At 35.3% G+C, this 22,449-nt stretch carries 19 protein-coding genes and 2 pseudogenes; 11 read left to right on the top strand and 10 right to left on the bottom strand.

Annotated features, from left to right (window positions below; all coding sequences use genetic code 11):
• Positions 1–241: 241 nt before the first annotated feature.
• The 6 genes from Q5W13_RS19575 to Q5W13_RS19550 all read right to left on the bottom strand — a co-directional run bounded on the left by Q5W13_RS19575 (position 242) and on the right by Q5W13_RS19550 (position 4,457).
• Positions 242–868: a ferric reductase gene (locus tag Q5W13_RS19575; RefSeq protein WP_155596309.1), complete on the bottom strand. Its 627-nt coding sequence runs from the start codon at positions 866–868 to the stop codon at positions 242–244.
• A 4-nt stretch (positions 869–872) separates the two neighbouring features.
• Complete coding sequence (locus Q5W13_RS19570) at positions 873–1,067, bottom strand: hypothetical protein (protein WP_155596308.1); 195 nt, start codon at positions 1,065–1,067, stop codon at positions 873–875.
• Positions 1,068–1,075: 8 nt separating this feature from the next.
• On the bottom strand, positions 1,076–1,702 hold the full coding sequence (locus Q5W13_RS19565; protein WP_304444158.1) for an O-methyltransferase: 627 nt from the start codon (positions 1,700–1,702) through the stop codon (positions 1,076–1,078).
• A gap of 160 nt (positions 1,703–1,862) precedes the next feature.
• On the bottom strand, positions 1,863–2,306 hold the full coding sequence (locus tag Q5W13_RS19560) for a MoaF-related domain-containing protein (RefSeq protein ID WP_304444157.1): 444 nt from the start codon (positions 2,304–2,306) through the stop codon (positions 1,863–1,865).
• Positions 2,307–2,402: 96 nt separating this feature from the next.
• A complete protein-coding gene (locus Q5W13_RS19555; protein ID WP_304444156.1) occupies positions 2,403–3,287 on the bottom strand; it encodes a helix-turn-helix domain-containing protein in 885 nt (294 codons plus the stop codon).
• A 45-nt stretch (positions 3,288–3,332) separates the two neighbouring features.
• The gene (locus tag Q5W13_RS19550) at positions 3,333–4,457 is read right to left on the bottom strand and encodes a histidine decarboxylase (protein WP_304444155.1); all 1,125 of its coding nucleotides are present in this window, start codon (positions 4,455–4,457) and stop codon (positions 3,333–3,335) included.
• Between the two features lie 168 nt (positions 4,458–4,625).
• On the opposite strand from Q5W13_RS19550, the gene Q5W13_RS19545 reads away from it, so the two are divergent.
• A complete protein-coding gene (locus Q5W13_RS19545) occupies positions 4,626–5,078 on the top strand; it encodes an Lrp/AsnC family transcriptional regulator (protein WP_304444154.1) in 453 nt (150 codons plus the stop codon).
• 118 nt (positions 5,079–5,196) lie between these two features.
• Here Q5W13_RS19545 and Q5W13_RS19540 read toward each other — a convergent pair whose 3' ends face one another.
• The 3 genes from Q5W13_RS19540 to Q5W13_RS19530 form a co-directional block, all read right to left on the bottom strand.
• A complete protein-coding gene (locus Q5W13_RS19540) occupies positions 5,197–6,300 on the bottom strand; it encodes a hypothetical protein (protein WP_304444153.1) in 1,104 nt (367 codons plus the stop codon).
• 1 nt (position 6,301) lies between these two features.
• Positions 6,302–7,753: an MBOAT family O-acyltransferase gene (locus Q5W13_RS19535; protein WP_304444152.1), complete on the bottom strand. Its 1,452-nt coding sequence runs from the start codon at positions 7,751–7,753 to the stop codon at positions 6,302–6,304.
• A gap of 246 nt (positions 7,754–7,999) precedes the next feature.
• Positions 8,000–9,298 (bottom strand): serine hydrolase domain-containing protein, encoded by a 1,299-nt coding sequence (locus Q5W13_RS19530; protein WP_304444151.1) that lies wholly within the window; start codon positions 9,296–9,298, stop codon positions 8,000–8,002.
• A 228-nt stretch (positions 9,299–9,526) separates the two neighbouring features.
• Here Q5W13_RS19530 and Q5W13_RS19525 point away from each other — a divergent pair, with 228 nt between their 5' ends.
• From Q5W13_RS19525 to Q5W13_RS19510, 4 genes are all read left to right on the top strand, one after another.
• A complete protein-coding gene (locus Q5W13_RS19525; protein ID WP_304444150.1) occupies positions 9,527–10,735 on the top strand; it encodes a winged helix-turn-helix domain-containing protein in 1,209 nt (402 codons plus the stop codon).
• Between the two features lie 294 nt (positions 10,736–11,029).
• The gene (locus Q5W13_RS19520; protein ID WP_155596290.1) at positions 11,030–11,650 is read left to right on the top strand and encodes a MarC family protein; all 621 of its coding nucleotides are present in this window, start codon (positions 11,030–11,032) and stop codon (positions 11,648–11,650) included.
• 28 nt (positions 11,651–11,678) lie between these two features.
• On the top strand, positions 11,679–12,056 hold the full coding sequence (locus tag Q5W13_RS19515; protein ID WP_304444149.1) for a nuclear transport factor 2 family protein: 378 nt from the start codon (positions 11,679–11,681) through the stop codon (positions 12,054–12,056).
• Positions 12,057–12,179: 123 nt separating this feature from the next.
• Entirely contained in the window at positions 12,180–12,614 is a 435-nt protein-coding gene (locus tag Q5W13_RS19510) for a GNAT family N-acetyltransferase (protein ID WP_155596288.1), read from the top strand.
• Between the two features lie 9 nt (positions 12,615–12,623).
• On the opposite strand, the gene Q5W13_RS19505 is transcribed toward Q5W13_RS19510, so the two are convergent.
• The gene (locus Q5W13_RS19505) at positions 12,624–13,388 is read right to left on the bottom strand and encodes an XRE family transcriptional regulator (RefSeq protein WP_214610852.1); all 765 of its coding nucleotides are present in this window, start codon (positions 13,386–13,388) and stop codon (positions 12,624–12,626) included.
• Between the two features lie 168 nt (positions 13,389–13,556).
• Between Q5W13_RS19505 and Q5W13_RS19500 the strand changes: the two are divergent.
• The 6 genes and pseudogenes from Q5W13_RS19500 (at position 13,557) to Q5W13_RS19475 (ending at position 22,439) form a co-directional block, all read left to right on the top strand.
• Positions 13,557–14,824: pseudogene (locus Q5W13_RS19500) on the top strand (putative DNA modification/repair radical SAM protein).
• Between the two features lie 45 nt (positions 14,825–14,869).
• Positions 14,870–15,643 (top strand): TIGR03915 family putative DNA repair protein, encoded by a 774-nt coding sequence (locus Q5W13_RS19495; protein WP_304444148.1) that lies wholly within the window; start codon positions 14,870–14,872, stop codon positions 15,641–15,643.
• A 176-nt stretch (positions 15,644–15,819) separates the two neighbouring features.
• Positions 15,820–18,661 (top strand): annotated as a pseudogene (gene uvrA / locus Q5W13_RS19490) (excinuclease ABC subunit UvrA).
• 228 nt (positions 18,662–18,889) lie between these two features.
• Positions 18,890–19,576: an LOG family protein gene (locus Q5W13_RS19485; RefSeq protein ID WP_155596283.1), complete on the top strand. Its 687-nt coding sequence runs from the start codon at positions 18,890–18,892 to the stop codon at positions 19,574–19,576.
• 56 nt (positions 19,577–19,632) lie between these two features.
• The gene (locus tag Q5W13_RS19480; protein ID WP_304444147.1) at positions 19,633–20,334 is read left to right on the top strand and encodes a gluzincin family metallopeptidase; all 702 of its coding nucleotides are present in this window, start codon (positions 19,633–19,635) and stop codon (positions 20,332–20,334) included.
• Positions 20,331–22,439: a M1 aminopeptidase family protein gene (locus Q5W13_RS19475; protein ID WP_304444146.1), complete on the top strand. Its 2,109-nt coding sequence runs from the start codon at positions 20,331–20,333 to the stop codon at positions 22,437–22,439. The genes Q5W13_RS19480 and Q5W13_RS19475 overlap by 4 nt, the downstream gene beginning before the upstream one ends.
• Positions 22,440–22,449 lie beyond the last annotated feature (10 nt).

Here is a 22,449-nt window from a genome sequence, read left to right as displayed (position 1 = left end):
AATGCTTTGCTTTTTCAGGGGTTCTAGCAATACCGATTACGTTCTCTTTCCCTATTAAATCAATAATAAGGCTTTACAATGGAAGCTCCCAATTTCCCACTTGCTGATGTGACCGCTATTTTCATTTGTTTTCTTTTTACTTGATATTCGAGATTAAATGCTCCGAGGCTTGCCTCGAATCAAAGTATATTCCTTTTAATCCCTCGTGGGCTTGCCCCGAGGTAGTTTACTATCATTAATTTTAAGCTAGGCCTGCTTTCTTTTTACGAATGGCCATAATCTTTTTTCTTACTGATGGAATTCTAATAATGAAACCTAAGCCTACTATGACCGCATAAATAATCCACGTTTTGTCTAAAATAGCTACGTGTACTAAACTAAGAAAAATAGCCGCGTAAGCTAAACTTTGTAGCTTTTTCCAGTTCATTTTTAACAGCTTCATAGATTTTCTATTAGAGGTAAAAAAGAGGGGAATCAATATAAGAACTGCTATAAATCCTGCTACATAATTCACTTGCGTAAAAGTTTCCAAAAAACCTTCTGCCCAAATAAAAATTATAAAATGTATAAAACTCCAAACCGCTGTGGCGATACCCATGGCTTGTCTCACAAAAAGATTAGTAACGCCAAATAGGATAAAAAATGGAGTACACGTAAGTACCGCGGTCATCCACCGGATGGCAAATTCTCCGGAAACGTGATACAGCATTTCTAGGGTAGTTTTGCCCTCTCCTCCTGCGCCTTCTACCAAGGCTATGGAAAACCCGTTAGATAGATTTACTTCTAACATATTGGTCAAAACTAATAATGGCAAACTAGCCAAGATAGCGACCAACATCCAACCATAATTCTTTTTTAAAAAGTCCATATTATTAAGACGATTTTAATTCCCGTAATTCTTCTTCTAAAGCTTCGGCTTTTGCTTTAAACTTTTCCATTGCTTTTTTAAGCTGACCAATTTTCTTGAAAGCTTCTTCATCCTGAACAGCGGCATAAGTTGTTTTACCTTCTGTTTCTTTTATTTTGGATTTACTACCACATGTTGGGCAACTAGCTACATCGCTCATATCTTAACTTATTTAGTATGTATTAAAACTACTTTACCTCCAGCTTTGGGCTGCAAGTGATACTTCTTATTTTGACTTATCGTTTTTAGAAATTCTTGTGTATCTGCCATCTCGGCATTATCAACATAAATAAGAGTTCCTTTTTTAAAATTAGATTCTAACATTTTAAAAAGTGGCAGGTACAAATCTTTCCAACCATCCAAGACCAATAAATCTATAGGGTCTGCATGGTTTTTAAGAGTCTTCATTGCATCTCCAATTCTTACTTCCACTAAATCACTTACTCCTGCTTTTTCAAAATTTTCTTTTGCCTTAAGTGCTTTTGATTCAATAAGTTCAGTAGTAATGACAGCGCCACCCGTTTCCTTAACACCTTGCGCCAAGAACAACGTAGAGATGCCAAAAGAAGTGCCAAACTCAACAACATTTTTAAGGTTGTTTTCCTTTATTAGCTGTACCAAATCAAGCCCTTGTTCCCTAGAAATTGAAAGATATACATCTTTAAAATCTATAGGCTGTATTGGCCTCATGATACTTTTTGCCAAGCCTTTTATTATTTTGAAACGATCACCTTTTGCGTCGTTAAATAATTGATCTATGGTTAATTCTATACTATTGGGTTGTCTAACTAACATAACATTTTTATTACACTACAAAGTTGTAGTAATTGTTGCGGTAAAACAGTATCAAAATGAGGGTTTAAATGGTAAAAGTGGAACCATTTTATTTTAACCAACACCTGTTTTAACTATTCAAAATAATGTTCAAGACTACGGTTGCCATTTAACCTTATGGTTATTCAGCTATTTTTAGGTGGTCTATAATGCCACTTCTAAATACGGTTTTCAACGTTCTTTCGGGCTTATTTTCATAACCGATTATAATAGAACTGTGTACAATCATTTTTTCAAAATCGAAAACAATGGTTAAGTAGTCCTTAATTCCTGTTTCGTGCCAATTAACCAAATAAAGCTCATTACCAATTTTTCGCGAACGGTAAGGAATATCTTGGTTACCATTCCCTTTTGCAGGTCCAGCGATCCATTCATACTTAGCCATGCCATTGTAGAATTCAAAGTGAATAGCCGTACCATTTTGATACTGAAAATTTAGCGAGTAGCCATCCAGCAAGTGTTCTGGTTCTTCAAATTGATACACGTTTTCTTCTGTAGTTTTATTTTGGGCAAAACCGTTTCCTATTGTGAAAAGTATGATTATAATTAAAATAGCGAATTTCATTTTTTATAAATTTTGATTCATTACAAAAGTATAGCCACAAAGAACAACTAGGTAGGTTAATCTTGGAGGATAAATGGTAAATATGCGCAAGAAAGGCTATAAAGTTGCCTTAAACTGTTTGGGTGTAGTGCCCATGTATTTTTTAAAAAACTTAGTGAAGTTGGTAACTTCATCAAAACCTACTGCGTAGCCCACTTCTTTTAAACTATAACCGGTACTTACAATTGCCCTTTTAATTTCTAGAATTACAAAATTATCTATAAAGTGTTTGGCCGTATTTAAAGTGAATTCTTTAACAATTTTATTCAAGTGTTTTGTAGAGATGGATAGTAAATCTGCATAGTCCTTTACATTCCGTGTTCTAGTGTAGTTTTTCTCTACTAAATCTTTAAAATGAAAAAAGAGAGTTTGGTTTGCCGTAATAGAATTGTCTGAGGGTGTATTATGCGTATGACGCTCTAAGCGTAACAAATAAATCTCTAGTATTTTGGCAATTATTTCCTTTTGAGCATACGTGTTTTTACTTGCAAACTCTTTGATAACCTGTTCCAGAAAAAAGTCGTTTAATGTACTGTTTTCAACCAAAGGTTCGGAAATGTGATAGTTATACAAATGCGAAATATAATTGATGGACGACTGAGAGAAATACCTCAAAACGAAATCTTCCGTAAACACTACCAAATAACCACTATACTGAAAATTAGGCTGGAAAGCGTGCACCTGACCTTTCGCTATTTTTAGTACAGAACCCTTTTTTATAGCATAATCCTTTAAATCCACCTGATGTATCCCCTCTCCTTCCGTAATAATCATTAAAGCAAAAAAGGTAATTCTGTGCGGTTGTTTTGGGTCGTGGTTAGGGTCTTTAGCTACCCTTGAGAATAGTTCGACCAAATCAAAAAACTCAACATCAGTAACTCCCTCATTACTCTTAAAAGCAACGTTGGGAATATTTTTTAATGCTATGTTTTGTTCTTTCACTTGTTAAAAATAATATTCTATATGGTTAACCGAGTGGATAAGCTGTTAATTATACACAAAACTAGCCACAGGTTCTTTCTCGTTTACCATATCTACAATAAACTCATCTATTTGTTTTTTAGTAACATTTGGCATGCAAATAATATGTGTAGTCTCATCTGTAGCTAATTGCCATTTCTCTTTAATTGGCTCCGGTACTTTAGGAAACACAACGGTAATAGCTCCTGTATTCGTCCATGCATGTATTCCAATTTTGGCTAATTCCTGCTTACAATATTCAGCGGTTTCTAAACTATGTCTATAACGAGCTTCAAGACCTTCAACTCCCATTTTCTTAATAGCATACCATAAAAATAATGGACTATGCCCGTTTCTAGAACCCGTAATAGTCGTGTCTAGAGAACCAATATAAGAAATACCTCTGGCAATTCTATCCCTCAAGGAGCGCCTTACAACAATAACACCTGAAGGAAAAGGTGAGCCAATAAATTTATGGCCGCTAATAGAAATACTATCCGCACCATCCTGAAAATCAAATGGAATACGAGGTTCTATAAAAGCGCCATAAGAACCCGCCAGTGCCGCATCGCAATGTATATAGTGACTTTGGATAGCCAGTTTTTTCAAAATCCCCTTCACTCTAGAAACATCATCCTTTGCCTCGGTCATTGTTGTTCCAAACGTGGTAAGAATAATAGCAGGTTTATCACGGTTAAGTTGCAACGTATTCTCAAGGTCTTCATAATCTAATTCCCCGTTTTCCTGAGCCCTAATAGTAATACTTGGTAGGTTTAGTAAATGAATGTTTTTGCGCACGCTGTAATGGGTAGACTCGGAAAAATACACCATTGCTTTAGGATATAATTCCCTAGCTAAATAAAAGCCATAAAGATTACTCTCAGAACCGCCATTTGTTACATAACCCCAGTAATCTTTTGGGTCGGCCCTAAATAGTTCCGCAAAGAAATCAACCACTTCCCTTTCCATGTCATGCGTTTGAACCTTATAGGTATTGTCCTCGTATGGATCACCAACATTATTAATAGGATGTTTTAAAAACTCATATAATCTGGAATAATCAAAATCTTTGGCGACAGGGTATCCTATAACTCTATCCTTTTCTTGAATTAGTTTTGCTAATAGGTCATCTATTTGTTGTTCATTATCCATAATTGTCGTCATTTTACCATTCAATCTCATTCTGTAAAATTACAATTGATAATAGTTTATTACTTATATTTTTATTAAATTAGAATATTAAACTGTAATACTAATTTTAGCAGTTATAAATTACTGAACAAGGTTATAGAAGGATATGAAATAGATAAATAATCTAGTATGGATGATATAGATCGTAAAATACTGATGCAACTTCAGAAAAATGCAAAGCAAAATACAAAGGAAATAGCGAGCAAAGTAGGGCTTAGCGTAACCCCAACTTATGAAAGAATTAGAAAATTGGAGCAGCAGGAGATTATTAAATCTTATGTAGCCTTGCTGGATAGAACCAAAATAGGAAAGAAACTAATTGCTTATTGTCAAGTCACTCTAACCAAACAACAAAAGAAGTTGGCAGATAGTTTTAAACGCGAGATGCTTTTATTACCCGATATAATGGAATGCCACCAGGTTTCCGGCAATTTTGATTACCTACTAAAAATAGTCGTAGACGATATAGCCGGATTTCATGAATTTATCAACGATAAATTATCTATCATAGATGGAATCGCTACCATACACACCTCCTTTGTTTTAAACTCTGTGAAGGATAGTACTGCTTATAGTTTGTGATTAAGCAGCTATTTACAATAGTTAGAGTGAGCGTTGAAGAATGTCCCTCGCTTCTTTTTTGAATTTTTAATTAATTACTTATTAGGTTGTTTACTTTAATATGTAGCCGATAATTTAACTACCACTCACTCAAAGGCATGTATACATCATTATCAGTCTCAATTTTCAATATTTTTTTTATGGTATTTTCCTTGCTATGCATACCATCATAAAATCCATCGCCGGTTACATTTAGTTTTAATGGGTCATAAGAACCTAAAAGTTCTATTTTATTTTGCTTCGAATATTCTGAAATTTTGTTCTCTACCTCCAAAACAATCTCATATTCATTTTTAAGTTTTTCGAATACCACCGGGTGGTATGGTGATAGAAAAAAGACTAATTCAATATTATTGCTCAAAATTTCTTGACAAAAAGCATCAAATTCTTCAAAAATTTCCGGGGATACCTCCTCGAAATCTTCAATAGCATATAGTTTAACTTTTATATATGATTGAGCTTTTATCGTTACTAGCTTTTTAGAAGCCTCCCTATACTCTTTAGAATAGGATAAGGACCCATCTACAAGTTTAGTACTGCTAACGTTATATATATCATCTGAAGCCACAGGGTCTAAACTCAAGGCAGTTGAGTCCATTTTTTCCTCAATAACACTTGGTAGATTACTAAGAGAAGCTTGAAAATATGAAAAAGAAAATAATTGTTTCGTTTTTCTATTTAATATAAATTCTTTCTTCTCCGTTATTTCCTTTCCACTTGAAAAGCTATTGTATTCTTTTGTCAGTGATTTCCAATTTAACTTTCCATTATTCTTATTGAATATCCAAGGATCTACACATAAAATTATTTTTTTTGGTAAAATTTTCTTGGCTTTATATAATTGATAAATTGCAATTAGGTCTTCTATACTTGCTGCAGAAACACTATTGTTAATAAATTTTTTTCCCTCAAACAAGGTACTTTTAATTAACATGGTTCTGCTTGAGCCCAACACTAAAATATCTGGTCTATCATCTATTCTATTGACAAATTCTTTTTGCAATTTTCTTTCATCATAATTTGAAATGTTCGTTGCATTATGATTATCGAAAATAATTTCAGCGATTTTGTTTTCATAGCTTGGTTTAAATAGGTTTGCACTATCTCCATAATAATTAACAGAAACAAGAAAGGCTAAAACCACCAAAGAAAAAATAGATGTTTGCAGTATAAATTTTTTCATATCAGAATTGAAAATAGATAAATTCATTTTCTTCGAAGTTCCCCATAATCATTATTAAAATAACAATACCTAAATATATACTATATCTAAAACCACGGTTTTTTATAGAAATAATATTTTCTATAGCATATTGTTTTTCCCGCCCTATCCATTCAACTATCATGAACAAACTAATTAATAGAGCTGTACTAAATGCCAAGTCTATTTGCTCAAAATGAGGGAATTTAAATACTGATTTAGAAAAAATGGTGGACAAATAATCGTAAGCATGACTAATATTTTTTGCTCTAAAAAATATCCAAGCTAGAACAGTTAAACAAAATGTGAATCCCATCTGAGAAAGTTCTTTAATAGTAGGGAAGTATTTGCCTTGCGCCACATTGTCAGTATTGGTCCTATTTTTATTAAGCAAGAGTAATGGAAGGAAATACAAAGCATTTAGACCACCCCATACTACAAAAGTCCAATTAGCTCCGTGCCAAAAGCCACTTACAATAAAAATTATAAAAGTATTTCTAACTTTCATCCAAGTGCCACCCCGGCTACCACCCAATGGAATGTATAAATAATCTCTAAACCAAGTTGAGAGTGAAATATGCCATCTTCTCCAAAATTCAGCAATATCTCTTGAAAAATAAGGGAACGCAAAATTTTGTTTTAAATCAAAACCAAATAGTCTTGATGTACCTATTGCTATATCTGAATACCCAGAGAAATCGCCGTAAATTTGAAAAGTGAAGAACAACGCCCCAATAACTAGGGTACTACCATTATGCTCTGTTGAATTATTGAATATTTCATTTGCTATTTGCGCTGAATTATCAGCGATGACGATTTTTTTAAATAACCCCCACAAGATCTGCCTTAACCCATCAACAGCTCTATTATAATCAAAGGTTCTCTTTTTGTAGAATTGGGGAAGCAAGTTTGTTGCTCTTTCAATTGGACCTGCTACTAGCTGAGGAAAAAAACAGACAAATGCAGAAAAGGCTATAAAGTTTTTTGTGGGTTCAAGCTTTTTCCTGTAGACGTCAATTGTATAACTCAGCGTTTGAAATGTATAAAAGCTAATTCCAACAGGTAAAATGATGTTTAATGAGTTTGCATTGATTTTTGTTCCAAAAATAGAAAATGCATCAATAAAATTGTCGAGGAAGAAATTATAGTATTTGAAAAAGCCTAAAAAGCCCAAATTGACAACTATACTTATCCAAAGTAAAATTTTCCTTTTTAAAGTATTTTCTTCTTTAGACAGCCTAACTCCTATTGAATAATCTACTAAGGTACTGAACAAAATTAGAGAAAGAAACCGCCAATCCCACCATCCGTAGAATACGTAACTAGCTACAACAATTAAGAAATTTTGAAATTTCAGGTTATTATTTGCAACGAACCAGTATAATACGAATACAATTGGCAAAAATATCGCAAAATCGACTGAGTTGAAAAACATTCGTTTTATCTATTCTAATAAGGTTATAAATTCTGTTTTCATGAATGTTCTACAACAATTTTAAATGTTTAAAACTGTGCTATTCTTCTGTCATCAAATTTACATCCTTTAGTACAGGCTCCCTTACAAATACTAATAAGGTTTTTAACAAAATTTTTAACAACTAGTTTGAAGAAATTATGACTAAAAAAACGCCCGTCTCTATAGCTACTTATAGAAACGGGCGTTATTAATTTTGTCTTTCTTTTATAAAGATGTAGCAGCAACCTTTTGTAACTCTTTAGGAGCTGTCTCGTTATAAACCTCTTTAACTATCTCATACAAATCTGGTATTACCGTTCCGGCAATTGGAGAGTTGTTATTCAATAGAACACAGATACCCAAATCTGCTTCAGGATATACGGCAATTTCATTTCTGTAGTTATTAACGCTTCCGCCGTGATGCCAGATAGTTTTTTCAAAATTAGTATCACCTTCAATGAACTTATGAATTCTCCATCCAAAACCGTAATATGATCTTGTATGGTAAGGCCATCTTTGATAATATTTACGGTGACCGGCAATCTCAATAAACGGGTTGAAAGCCTCGCCAATAGCATCACTTTTCATGATTTCAGGATTGTGACCTAACAAAAAACGCATCCATCTACCCATATCGTGAGCATTAGAACTAATTCCGCCTGCTGCAACAGCATTGTAATAATTATCCCTTAAGTGAGCCGCTCTCCAACCATTTCTTATGCGTACATGAGGCATGGCAATATTAAGCTCATGGGTTAGCGTCTCGTAATTGGTAGTGGTAGTACACATTTCTAACGGCTTAAAGAACCGGTTGTCCAAAAGTGTATTTATTTTTTGGCCCGTTGCTTTTTTCATCATTTCCCCGCAAAGCGCAAACATAGCATTTTGGTAACTATACATAACTCCCGGCTTGCTAATAGGCATCACTTCTTTAAATCGTTTGGCTATATCCTTTAAGGGTATGTCAGCTTCTACAAGATTGGTAAAACTGTGGTAAGGTGTGCCTGAAGTGTGGGATAAAACATTCGCCAATGTTACATTATTGGTGTTAGACCCATCTCCCAATTGGAACTCAGGAAGGTAATCACTTACTTTATCCGTCCAGTCTAACTTTCCTTCACTTTTAATATTTGCGGCTAACATACCTGCAAAACCTTTTGATAAAGAACCCAATCTAAAAACGGTTTCACCATTTACCGAGCTGCTCTCAAGACTATTTTTTCTACCAAACCCTTCAGAAATCATTATAGAGTCCCCTCGTACAATGCTCACCCCTGCTCCAACAACATCTCCTTTTGCAATAGCTTTTCTAAAATAGGCATTTAATGCAGTGTGTAATTTCTTCTGCCTAGTTGCGTAAAGAACAACATCTTTCTTACTATTTGGTGCTTTTTCCACAGTGGTAACTGCAGTTTCTGATTTGTGAAGTTTATCTGTTGATTCTGAATGGAATATGCGTGAAGCAAGCGCTGATATTGTAAAAACGACGAGCGCAGATCCAATTAAAATTTTATATCTCTGCATTAATGAACGATTCTTTGGTTGTTTGATAAAGACGAAAATAGGGTGAATTGCTTAAATAACGGATGAAATGCTCTTTTTCTTATGTTTTTTGACCACTTTTTATGGACTTCTTAACATTTTGTGCGATAAAAGCACTTATTTGACAGAATCAGTTAACGAAACTCTCAAAAATGATTAGTGATGTCCTTACTTTTACAATCCTATCAAAGCTGGTCTTGAACCTTATACATGAGTTTAAAAAAAGAAAGCCTTTCTGTTCGCGAAGCCCAAAAATTGGTTTTGCTATCACAGCGTTTACCTACTCAAAAAGTGGTTGGCTCTGCCCAAGAAGCAACGCTTTCTGCAATTGAGCATTTAGGTTATGTTCAGATAGATACTATTTCTGTTATTGAAAGGGCACACCATCATACGTTGTACAATCGGAATTCCAGATACAAATCGGCTCATATACAGGAACTCATAGCTGACAAGAAAGTTTTTGAATATTGGGCACACGCGGCCTCATACCTTCCTATGACCGATTACCGTTTTACCTTGCCTCGCAAACAAGCTATTGCCTACGGAAAACAAAAACACTGGTACAAGCGAGATACAAAACTTATGAAGTCTGTAGCTGAACGTATAAAAGCCGAAGGCCCTTTGATGGCCAAGGATTTTGACAAAAAAGGGAAGAAGCATGGCGAATGGAAAACAGCTCCTACAAAACAAGCTTTAGAAAATTTGTTTATGGAAGGTGAATTGATGATTTCAAAACGTGTCAACTTTCATAAAGTATACGACCTTACCGAAAGAGTTTTGCCGAGTTCATTGAACACCACTACCCCAACGGATGATGAATATGGCAGGTTTTTGGTGAAGAAATATTTACAGGCCAACGGACTGGGGAAATTAACGGAGATGACTTATCTTATCAAGAACACAAAACCATTGGTTACTCAAGCTTTAAAAAATATGCTTGCAGATGGAGAAATAGAGCTAATACGTGTGGCGGACAATGAGTATTATATTTTACCAGAGTCTTTAGAACTATTAAGTAAGCCATTAGCACGGAAGAAACTTAATATTTTATCGCCTTTTGATAATTTACTAATTCAAAGAAAACGAACCTCAGACATTTTTGAGTTTGATTATCTTTTGGAATGCTACGTTCCGCAACAAAAACGGAAATTTGGGTATTTTACTTTACCAATTTTATGGGACGGGAAACTGATTGCCCGAATGGACAGCAAAGCTGATAGAAAAGAAAAGGTCTTGAATATTAATCAGTTAACATTAGAACCTGGTTTAAAGAAAACCGAAGCTTTTGCCGTCGCTTTTAACAAAGAATTACAGTCGTTTTTGAAATTTAATAATTGCCAAGGCGTTCGTTTTCACAAGACAATTCCATCAAATTTCCAGCAAGAATTTGAGAGCAGCTATCCACATTTGATTGCCTGATAATGGTTATGGCCTCTCTAAATCTCCTTCTTTCTTTTCATCTTCTATAAACAGGTATATAATTCAAAAAACACCAAGAAAATATCCGTTTAAAGCATCAGATTTTCAATAGAAAATTTATGTCAAGTATAGATTTATCTGTATGCTAAGGTCGGTGATCATACACCTACCCTAGTATACAGTTTTTTTTTGGCTAACTTGCTTGCTAAAATCTCTAATAATAAAATTTAGGATAGAAGTTTCTTGCGAAAACAAAATAAGCACGCGCTTCTTTTAAAGGAATTTAATAAATAAATGGACAACCTTCTTACCTTTTCAATTACCGTATTCACTGGTTTTTTCGCCATAATGAATCCACTTTCCAACATGCCCATATTTTTATCATTGGTTGGCGGGGCGGACAGAAAAACACAACGTACAATTAGTAAAAAAGCAACACTAACGGCTTTTATTATCGTTACTATATTCCTTGTACTCGGTAAATTTATATTTCTTCTTTTTGGGATTACAATACCTGCTTTTAAAATTACTGGAGGTATTCTAATCTTCTTTGTAGGTTTTGATATGCTTCAATCTAAAAAGTCTAATGTAAAGCACTTAACGGATACCCATATAGACGAAGATCTTGCTATATCTCCCTTGGCTATACCAATTTTAGCAGGACCAGGAACAATCGTTACTGGAATGAATTTTGTGTCAAATGCGGGTTACCTTAAGATTGGCATGGTTATATTTATTTTTGGGCTGCTATGTTGGCTAACTTATTTTTCTTTCATGTTAAGTGAATTGGTTATAAAGAAAATAGGTCATAACGTGATATCTGTAATTGGGAAAATTATGGGTTTAATTATTGCCATTATTGGAACTGACATGATCATACAGGGGATTAAAATATCTTTTTCACTTTCTAGTTGATAATCTATTAATCGAAATTTTTAGAGTTATGAATGCTGCAGAAAACAAGAAAAATGCCATAGCCTTTTATAGAATGGCTTACGAAGGCAACCCAAAAGAAGCTATTGATAAATTTTGTGGAGGTCAATACATTCAGCACAATCCTGATGTGCCCAATGGACCTAAAGGTTTCATTGATTATTTTGATAGGATGAAGCGGGAATATCCTCAGAAATCTATTGATTTTGTTCGTAGCATAGCCGAAGGAGATTTAGTTGCTTTACATACACACCAACTCTGGCCAGATGACGATCAATACGTTACTATGGATTTCTTTCGGTTTGATGAAAAGGGAAAAATTTGTGAGCATTGGGACTCCATTCAACAAATTCCAAAAATATCCGCTAACCCAAACACCATGTATTAATCGTAAATTATAAGTAAATACAATTAAACGCATTTTACTTTTATATCAACTTTAGGATATACGAATGTTATTGTTCTCTTTATATTCTTAGTTTTATCAATCTACACTATAAACTAATATAACATGACCATTGAAATTTTACATAAGTACGACCTTAATGACCAGATTCAAGAAGAAATTCAGAATTTATATAAACAGCTGAATGACAAAAACATTCAGCGTCCGTTACATCAAATACTTCAAGATGGCAATCATGTAATTTTAGCAGCATGTAAGGAAGAAGACCATATTGTAGGGATAGCGCTTTTGGTTACGTATAAAGTAATTTCAGGTTACCGAGGATTGGTCGAGGATGTTGTAGTTGATGCCGAACATCGCGGAAAAGGAATCGGCAGAAAATTAATGGAAAAACTTTTAAAAGAGGCCGAGCATTTAAATATGGATGAAATTCTTTTATTCTCAGGTCATCATAGAACACCGGCAATTAAACTGTATAAAAGCCTTGGTTTCACTTTAAGAGAAAGCGGAGTTTATAATCTGAAAGTGCCAAAATCATAAAAAGGTGTATTATACCTTTTTTACATGACGAAGCTGACTTTTTAATTCCTCCATAGATTCTTGTAGCTGTCTCAAAAGACCTTTCTCTGTGGTAGCATCTTCACCAAATGTAATTCTACTACTCACCTCCCAAATCTCCTGTATTTGGTAAGGTTTGATGTCATATGGCGGATAAGTTTCATTAAGAGAAACCAAAGTAACATTATTAGAATTAGGTCTTTTTTCCACTTTTTTTACCAAAACGGCATCTTCTAAGACCACCACATACATTTTATTCTGGCTTACATCATCTATGTGCTCTACTGCCTTGGCCAAAACCCACTCCCCAGACCTTAAATTAGGTAACATACTGTCTCCGTCAACCTGAAAACCACGATACGTAGCATTTCTAAATTCAGGAATAGGCAAATCAAAAGCAGGAAGTTGTTCGTACCAGCTTGTATCTGCAATGTTTTGTGGATAACCGGCAGCAGCTTTGGCATTTACCAATACCATGTTGTCGTTACCAGCATTGTCTACAGTAACCACCTTTGGAATTACGCTAACTTTAGAAGTCTCCAAGTACTGATTATCACTATCACCAAACAGCCACAACGGATTAATCTTGAACTGCTTTAAAAGCTCCATCACCACTTTACCGGATAGCTTAGTACGCCCACGCTCTATATCTGCTGTAGTACTAGATACGCCAAGAAGCTTGGCAAACTCCGCTTGGGTATAGCCCAACTCACGGCGAATATCAGTGAAGCGTTTTAACGTGATTTCATTTTCCATATAATTCTTGAATTATCTCTGTTCATCAAAACAATAATAGACTTCATGCTCTCCACTACCCTTTCATTTCCAAATATACGCAATTTGGACATACTCCAAAGTTTTATTTGGAATATATCCATAATATGGATTTTTTCCATAAATTTGGAATAAATACAAAAACTCAAAATGTCATTATCATTTGATAGAATTAAAGAAAAACTGAACATTCTGGCGGATGCCGCCAAATATGACGTTTCGTGCTCAAGTAGCGGAAGTGTTCGGAAGAACAATTCAAAAGGGCTTGGAGACAGCAGCGGTATGGGAATTTGCCATAGCTATACGGAAGATGGTAGGTGCGTTTCATTGTTGAAAATATTGCTCACAAACCACTGTATTTTTGATTGTGCTTATTGTGTGACACGCAAAAGTAATGATGTGCACCGGGCTGCTTTTAAAATACAAGAGGTAGTAGATTTGACCATTAACTTCTATCGCAGGAATTATATAGAAGGTCTTTTCTTAAGTTCGGGCATATTCAAAAGTCCAGACTATACTATGGAACGCTTAGTTGCTGTTGCTAAAAAGCTACGGTTGGAAGAGAATTTTAATGGTTATATACATTTAAAATCTATTATGGAGCCAGTGATGAGCTTATGCGAGAAGCCGGACTTTATGCCGATAGATTATCTGTAAATATTGAAATACCTACTATATCCGGGCTCAAATTATTGGCTCCAGATAAAAAACATGAGGACTTCACCAAGCCTATGTTAAAGGTGAAAAATGAAATCATCCAATACAAATCAGAGAAAAAAATAATTAAGAGCACCCCAAAATATGCGCCTGCCGGACAAAGCACTCAAATGATTGTAGGTGCCACCGGAGAATCGGACAAAGATATTATGTACTCCGCCACACATTACTACAAAAATTATAATATGAAACGGGTGTATTATTCTGGTTATGTTCCCGTTGCAGAGGATAATAGGCTTCCTGCTATTGGCACCCAAGTTCCCATGCTCAGGGAGAATAGATTATACCAGACAGATTGGTTGCTACGCTTTTATGGTTTTGGGGTTCAGGAACTTTTGAACAACGACCACCCAAACTTAGATATGGATGTGGACCCTAAATTAGGCTGGGCATTACGGAACATGCAATACTTTCCTGTGGATATCAACAAGGCAGACAAAAGTGTTCTAGCACGTGTACTATGTTGGGTATGAAATCTGTTCATAAAATAATTAACGCAAGACGATTTAGAAACTTAAACTGGGAACATCTTCAGAAGATTGGTGTGGCATTAAACAGAGCAAAATATTTCATTGTTTGCGACTCCAACAAGTGGGAACATAGAGATATGGAAGGGACCAAAATAAAAGGCTTAATTCTACAGAATTCGGTCGGGAAATTTAGAAAAAGAGTATAGTAATCAACTACAGTTGTTTAGTTGATTCAGCCTATTGGCAACTAGTGTAAACAGAACTAAATATGAAACTATGAATGCTACAAAAACCTTAATTTACGACGGAAGCTTCAACGGATTTCTAACAGCTATTTTTGTGGCTTTTGATGAAAAAGCACAAATAGCAGATATTCAAAAGAACTCCGCCTCTCAAAGTGGACTTTTTTCTGAAACCGAAACCATTTTTACACAAATGGACAAGGCTAAAAGAGTATGGAATGGCATTCATAAAAAGAGTCACAATGCCATAAAGGATATCTACTTTGCTTTCTTAAGTGAGAATAAGGGTATTGAACTAGTGCTGTACAGATATATTTGCAAGTTGTTTACTTCTGAAACTTCCATTGCCTCTGATTACTCTGATGATATTGTTTTAAAAATAAGTCAATTGGCAAGGTCCGTTGGTCGAGAAAAGCATCGTATGGAGGCTTTTGTGCGCTTTCAGTTAACGAAAGATGAAATCTACTTTGCCAATATAGAACCAGATTTTAATGTACTGCCTTTGATATCCAAACATTTTAGGTCTAGATATGCAGATCAACAATGGCTTATTTATGATGTAAAACGTAAATATGGTATTTTCTTTGATTTAAATCAAGTTGAAATCGTATCCTTAGACCTTGATGAAATTTATACCAACAGCCTGAATAAAAGCGCTCATTTTGGTGATGAGGAATACAACTACCAAGACCTTTGGAACAATTACTTTAAAAGTACCAACATCAAATCTCGCATTAATTTAAAACTTCATAAACAACATGTTCCAAAACGTTACTGGAAATATTTAAGTGAAAAAAAGGCAGTTTAGCTTCATTTGCATTTATCTATTGAGGTATCTGGGTTTTATCACACAAAATATAGACTCTTAAGCGGTTCACCCCCTTTATTTCAGGTGTTTTTCGCGTTTTCCTTAACATAGATATAAGTAAAGGTCACTTCTTTGTTAATAGTCAAAATCGTACCTTTGCAACTTTGCTATTGAAAATGATAAACTACGAAGAAAATATTGAGGTTCAGGGCGCTCGCGTGCACAACCTTAAAAATATAGATGTTACTATACCCAGAGAAAAATTGGTTGTTATAACCGGACTTTCCGGGAGTGGTAAATCTTCCCTTGCTTTTGATACAATTTATGCTGAAGGCCAACGCCGGTATATAGAAACTTTTTCCGCCTATGCCAGACAGTTTTTAGGAGGATTGGAAAGACCTGATGTGGATAAAATTGATGGGTTATCACCTGTTATTGCTATCGAACAGAAAACCACATCAAAATCACCACGGTCTACGGTAGGTACAATTACCGAAATTTATGATTTCCTCCGTCTGCTTTTTGCACGTGCTGGAGATGCCTATAGTTACAATACGGGCGAGAAAATGGTGAGTTATAGTGATGAGCAGATAAAAGAGCTCATTAAGAAGGATTATGACGGTAAGAAAATCAATATCCTTGCTCCTATTATTAAATCTAGAAAAGGACATTATAGGGAGCTTTTTGAGCAAATTGCCAAACAAGGCTTTGTAAAGGTCAGAGTTGATGGTGAAGTAAAAGATATTGTTAAGGGAATGAAAGCGGATCGCTATAAAACCCATGATATAGAGATTGTAATTGATCGTCTAAAAGTGGTTGATTCGGAAGATATGGACAAACGTCTCACCGAATCCTTGAATACCGCTATGTACAGTGGAGACAATGTACTTATGGTCTTAGAAGAAGGTCAATCTGTAGCTCGGTATTTTAGTCGTGACCTGATGTGTCCAACAACTGGCATCTCCTACCCTGTTCCTGAGCCTAATACGTTTTCGTTCAACTCTCCCAAAGGAATGTGTCCTAATTGTAATGGGCTAGGTCATGTTTACGAAGTGAACGAAAAAAAGATATTTCCAGACAAAAAATTATCTATTAAATCTGGAGGAATCGCTCCCTTGGGAGAGTATAAAAATTCTTGGGCGTTTAAACAAATAGAAACTATAGCCAAACGCTATGAATTTGAACTGACAGACCCTATTTCAAAAATTTCTGAAGAAGCTATTGACGTTCTCCTTAACGGTGGTCACGAAACCTTTGAGGTGGATTCTAAGAGCTTAGGTGTTAAACGGAATTATAAAATTGATTATGAAGGTATTGCCAACTTTATTAAAAATCAATATGAAGAAGCCGGCACAACAGCCCTAAAACGTTGGGCCAAAGAATATATGGACAAAATCACCTGTCCTGTATGCGAAGGGTCCCGTTTGCGAAAAGAATCGCTCAATTTTAAAATAAACGAACAGAATATAGCGCAACTAGCCCATTTGGATATTGCTGAACTGGCTAAATTCTTTAAAGGTTTAGAAAATACATTAGAAGGAAATCAGCTTAAGATTGCCGAAGAAATTATTAAAGAAATACGAACGCGCATTCAGTTTCTTTTAGATGTTGGGCTGGATTATCTTTCACTAAACAGAAGCTCAAAATCACTATCAGGTGGTGAAGCACAACGTATACGATTGGCCACACAGATCGGTTCTCAGTTGGTTGGCGTGCTTTATATTCTTGATGAACCTAGTATTGGTTTACATCAACGAGACAATACAAGATTGATTAAATCACTAGAATCTCTCCGGGATTTGGGTAATTCGGTGATTGTTGTGGAACATGACCGAGACATGATAGAGTGTGCAGACCACGTAATAGATATAGGTCCGAGAGCCGGAAAGCATGGTGGTGAGATTATCTCTCAAGGTTCTCCAAAGGATTTAAAAAATGAGAATACCCTAACAGCTGATTATATTACTGGAAAAAAACAGATTGCAATTCCTGAAAAACGTAGAAAAGGGAATGGTAAAAAAATTACCCTTTCAGGATGTACGGGAAATAATTTAAAGAATGTTTCTATAACGCTTCCATTAGGTCAAATGATTGGAGTTACAGGCGTCTCTGGTAGTGGAAAATCTACATTAATAAACGAGACCCTCTACCCTATCATGAACGCTCATTATTTTAATGGCGTAAAGAAACCTATGCCTTATAAGAAGATTACTGGGCTAGAGCATATTGACAAGGTAATTGACATTAACCAGTCGCCCATAGGTAGGACGCCTAGGTCTAACCCTGCCACCTATACCGGAGTTTTTGGGGAGATTCGTGCATTGTTCTCCAAAACACCTGAAGCAGCCATTAGAGGTTATAAACCTTGGTCGTTTTAGTTTCAATGTAAAAGGTGGCCGTTGCGAAACCTGTCAAGGTGGAGGTCTACGGGTTATTGAAATGAACTTTTTACCTGATGTCTATGTTGAATGTGAGACTTGTAACGGAAAACGCTTCAATAGAGAAACACTAGAAATACGTTATAAGGGTAAATCCATAGCGGATGTTTTGGAGATGACAATCAACGAAGCTGTCGAGTTTTTTGAGCTTATACCCAAAATTTATCGTAAGTTGAAGACCATTCAAGACGTAGGATTGGGCTATATTACTCTAGGGCAGCAGTCCACTACGCTTTCGGGCGGTGAGGCTCAGCGTATTAAGCTGGCCACGGAACTTTCTAAGCGGGATACGGGCAATACTTTTTATATTTTGGATGAGCCTACAACAGGACTTCATTTTGAGGATATTCGAGTTTTGATGGAAGTTTTGACTCGTTTGGTAGACAAAGGAAATACCATATTAGTAATTGAACATAATATGGATGTTATAAAAATTGTAGATTATATTATTGATATTGGCTATGAAGGTGGCCGTGGCGGCGGAAAAGTAGTTGCCAAAGGAACACCGGAAGAAGTTGCTAAAGATAAAAAAAGCTATACGGCAAAATACTTGAGACCAGAATTGAATATTCCGGACTAAGCAACAAAGCCTCTACCGGTATTATTGAAAAATACATCGATTGTGCAATGGAAGATTAATCAAATTTATGCTGAGTTCAGTTAGAAATATTAATAGCTTTACAATTCAATAAAATAAAAACAATAAATTCATCCGCTGAAATAAAGAAAAGTAGTCGTTTTGATTAAGAAAAGGCAAAACTTAATCTAAATCAGAGGAAAAAAATTATACAAATAAGAGTAACTATACATGAGAAAAGAACAACATCACAAAGGTTGGAACGAAATAAAGACTAACGATTCTTGGGCCATATTCAAAATTATGGGTGAATTTGTTATGGGATTTGAAAAAATGGGCTCTATTGGTCCATGCGTTTCTATTTTTGGTTCAGCCCGTACCAAGGCAGGTGATAAATATTACGAACTAGCCGTTAGTATTGCCGAAAGTATAGCAAATGCTGGTTATGGTGTAATAACTGGTGGAGGACCTGGTATTATGGAGGCTGGTAATAAAGGTGCACATTTAGCAGGCGGAACTTCTGTTGGCTTAAATATTGACTTACCGTTTGAACAACACGATAACCCATATATTGATTCTGATAAAAGTTTAGATTTTGATTACTTTTTCGTGAGAAAAGTAATGTTCGTTAAATACTCTCAAGGGTTTGTAGTTATGCCGGGTGGGTTCGGCACATTGGATGAGCTTTTTGAAGCAATCACTCTTATTCAAACTAATAAAATTGAAAAATTCCCAATCATTCTTGTTGGGAGTGAATTTTGGACTGGTCTTATGGATTGGGTTAAGAACACTATGTTGGAGATGAAAACCATAAGTGCTCATGATTTGGATCTTATTAAAATTGCAGATACAGAAGATGAAGTAGTAGATATCATTGATGCATTCTACAAGGGCCGAAATCTTAGTCCTAATTTTTAATATCACCTTTGAAAATCAAACACCTCATATTTTGCTTTTATCTCGGAACCGTTCTTTTGGGCGGTTTCGGAGAATTAGCTGCGCAACACGAAAACGTATTGACAGCCACACTAGATGGGCAAAGTAAAGAAATACAGGTTCAACAAGAATTTACGTATCAGAATAACTCTAACCAAACCTTAAATACACTGTATTTTAATGACTGGGCTCATGCCTACGCAAGTAAAAATACAGGATTGGCCAAACGTTTTGACGAGCAATTCAAGAAAAGCCTGCACTTGGCCAAAAAGCACGAAAGAGGCTACACTACTATTATAAGTGCGGTAGATAGTGAATACAGAGGACTTCGCTGGCGCCGTACTACCGGTGAGGATATTATAAAAATCGATTTAAACAGTCCATTACCAGCAGGCGAATCTGCTAAACTTTTTTTAACGTACACCATAAAGCTTCCTGAAAATAAGTTTACGCCTTATGGTTATGACAAAAGAAAGAATAGTTACTATCTAAAAGATTGGTATTTAACACCGTCATATTTTGATGGTGCTTGGCATTTATATTCCAACAAAAATTTAGAAGACCTTTTTACGGGAGTTACGGAAACTACGGTAAATTTTGTTTACCCCAAGAATTTAAACCTTGCTACCAACTTTACTGTTTTAGGAAACAACGGCATCTCCAACGGACAAATGGCCCAGTTAACGGCGGACCATCAAAAAATTGCGAGATTTTGCTTAGTCCGGAAAAGCGATTCATGACCCACGTTACCCCCCAAATAACGGTTATTACCGATATTGAAGCTTTTAAGTATGCAGATGTATTTAAAGGGCTGTCTATCAATAGGGTTACAGAATTCATAGAAAACAATTTAGGAAAATATCCGCATCGTCAATTATTGGTTAGTCAGTTGGATTACGAAAAGAATCCCCTGTACGGCATCAATCAGCTACCTTCTTTTATAAGACCTTATGAAGAGCAGTTTCAGTTTGAAATGAAATTTTTGAAAACTGCACTTATTAATATTCTAGAAGAGACTCTTTTCTTAGACCCTAGAAAAGAACAATGGTTAAGTGATGCTATTGCCAACTATCTAATGATAGAATATGTAGAAGAGTTTTACCCTGACCAAAAGCTGCTTGGAAAGCTATCAAAAATATGGGGAGTACGCAGTTTTAATTTGGCGAAAATGAATTTCAACGAACAGTACACATTTTTGTATATGCTTACTGCTCGTACCAATTTAGACCAGCCTCTTAGCACCAGTAACGATTCCCTTATTAAATTCAACCAAAAAATAGGTAATAAATATAAGGCGGGACTAGGCCTTGCATACCTTGCCAGCTATATTGGCAAAGATAAGGTAGATAAGAGCATTAAAACCTTTTATAAGCACTACAAGCTTAGTCAAGTAAAGACTTTAGACTTTGAATCCATATTAAAAAGGTCTACGAATACTGATATCGACTGGTTTTTTAAGGATTTTGTGACTACAGATCGTAAAATAGATTTCAAAATCAAAAAGGTTGAAAAAACCGAAGATTCATTAAAAGTTACCATAAAGAACAAGAAAGGGACTAATGTGCCTATTTCTTTATTTGGATTGAAAAATGACACTGTAGTTTCTAAATATTGGTTTTCCGGTATTAACGATATTAAAACAGTTACCATTCCAAAAAGTGGTGAAAAACGACTAGTTCTTAATTACGACCAGAAAATCCCTGAATTTAACCAAAGGGACAACTGGAAATCTTTAGGAGGATTTTTCTCAGGAAATAAAAAGCTGAAATTCACTTTTTTCCGTGATTCCGAGAATCCATATTACAATCAAGTGTTTTATGTTCCTATTTTAAATTTCAATATTTATGATGGATGGACGCCTTATATGCGATTATATAACAAAACACTATTAGAGCGTCCTTTCGTATACGATTTTGCCCCCTCCTATTCGTTCCGCGAAAATGCTTTTGTAGGCTCAGGAAGAATTTCATACCGTAAATACCTCAGTAAAAGTGGACTTTACTTAGCCAATTACAGCCTTGGAGGTTCTACTTATCACTTTCAGGAAAACTCTCGATATTCAACCATTACGCCTTCTATTACTTTTGGGTGGAGACCGGCAAACCTTATTTCTAATAAAAGGGAGTTTTTGCGTTTTAGGTATGTAAATGTATTGAGAGATAAAGCAGAAAGTTTAGGTGATTTTGAAACACCACCAGATTACAGCATATTGAATGTTAGGTATACCAATAGAAACCCGGGAATCATAAATTATGTTTCTTGGTTTGCAGATGCCCAACATGCAAGCGATTTTACCAAAGTTGCTTTTGAATTGGAATATCGTAAACTGTTTGAAAGTAACCGTCAGTTCAATTTCCGTTTCTATGCTGGTAAATTTATTAGAAATAAGACTACGGATTATACTGACCCTAATTATTACAGTTTTGCATTAGATCGCCCCACAGATTATTTATTTGATTATGGTTATTTGGGTCGCTCGGAAGACTCGGGTATTTATAGTCAACAGATTATTATTGCCGAAGGTGGATTTAAATCCTTTCTTCCTCAAGAATATCGTTTTGCAAATGACTATCTAGCCACTATAAACACTAGTGTTAACTTATGGAAATGGATTGAAGTTTATAGCGATTTAGGTTATGTCAAGAACAAAGGTGTAAACGGAAAATTCGTATATGATTCCGGGGTTCGTCTAAACCTTCTTACAGATTATTTTGAACTTTACCTTCCGGTGTACTCAAACAATGGATGGGAGGTCTCGCAACCTAATTATGGTGAGAAAATCAGATTTATTGTCACTGTGAGTCCTAAAACGTTAATTGGCCTATTCACACGAAAGTGGTTTTAGGATTTAGTTG

This window comes from Zobellia laminariae (genome assembly GCF_030553095.1).
GTDB lineage: Bacteria > Bacteroidota > Bacteroidia > Flavobacteriales > Flavobacteriaceae > Zobellia > Zobellia laminariae.
The sequence above is the reverse complement of the archived record's forward strand: the minus strand, read 5'-3'. Positions and strand labels throughout refer to the sequence as shown.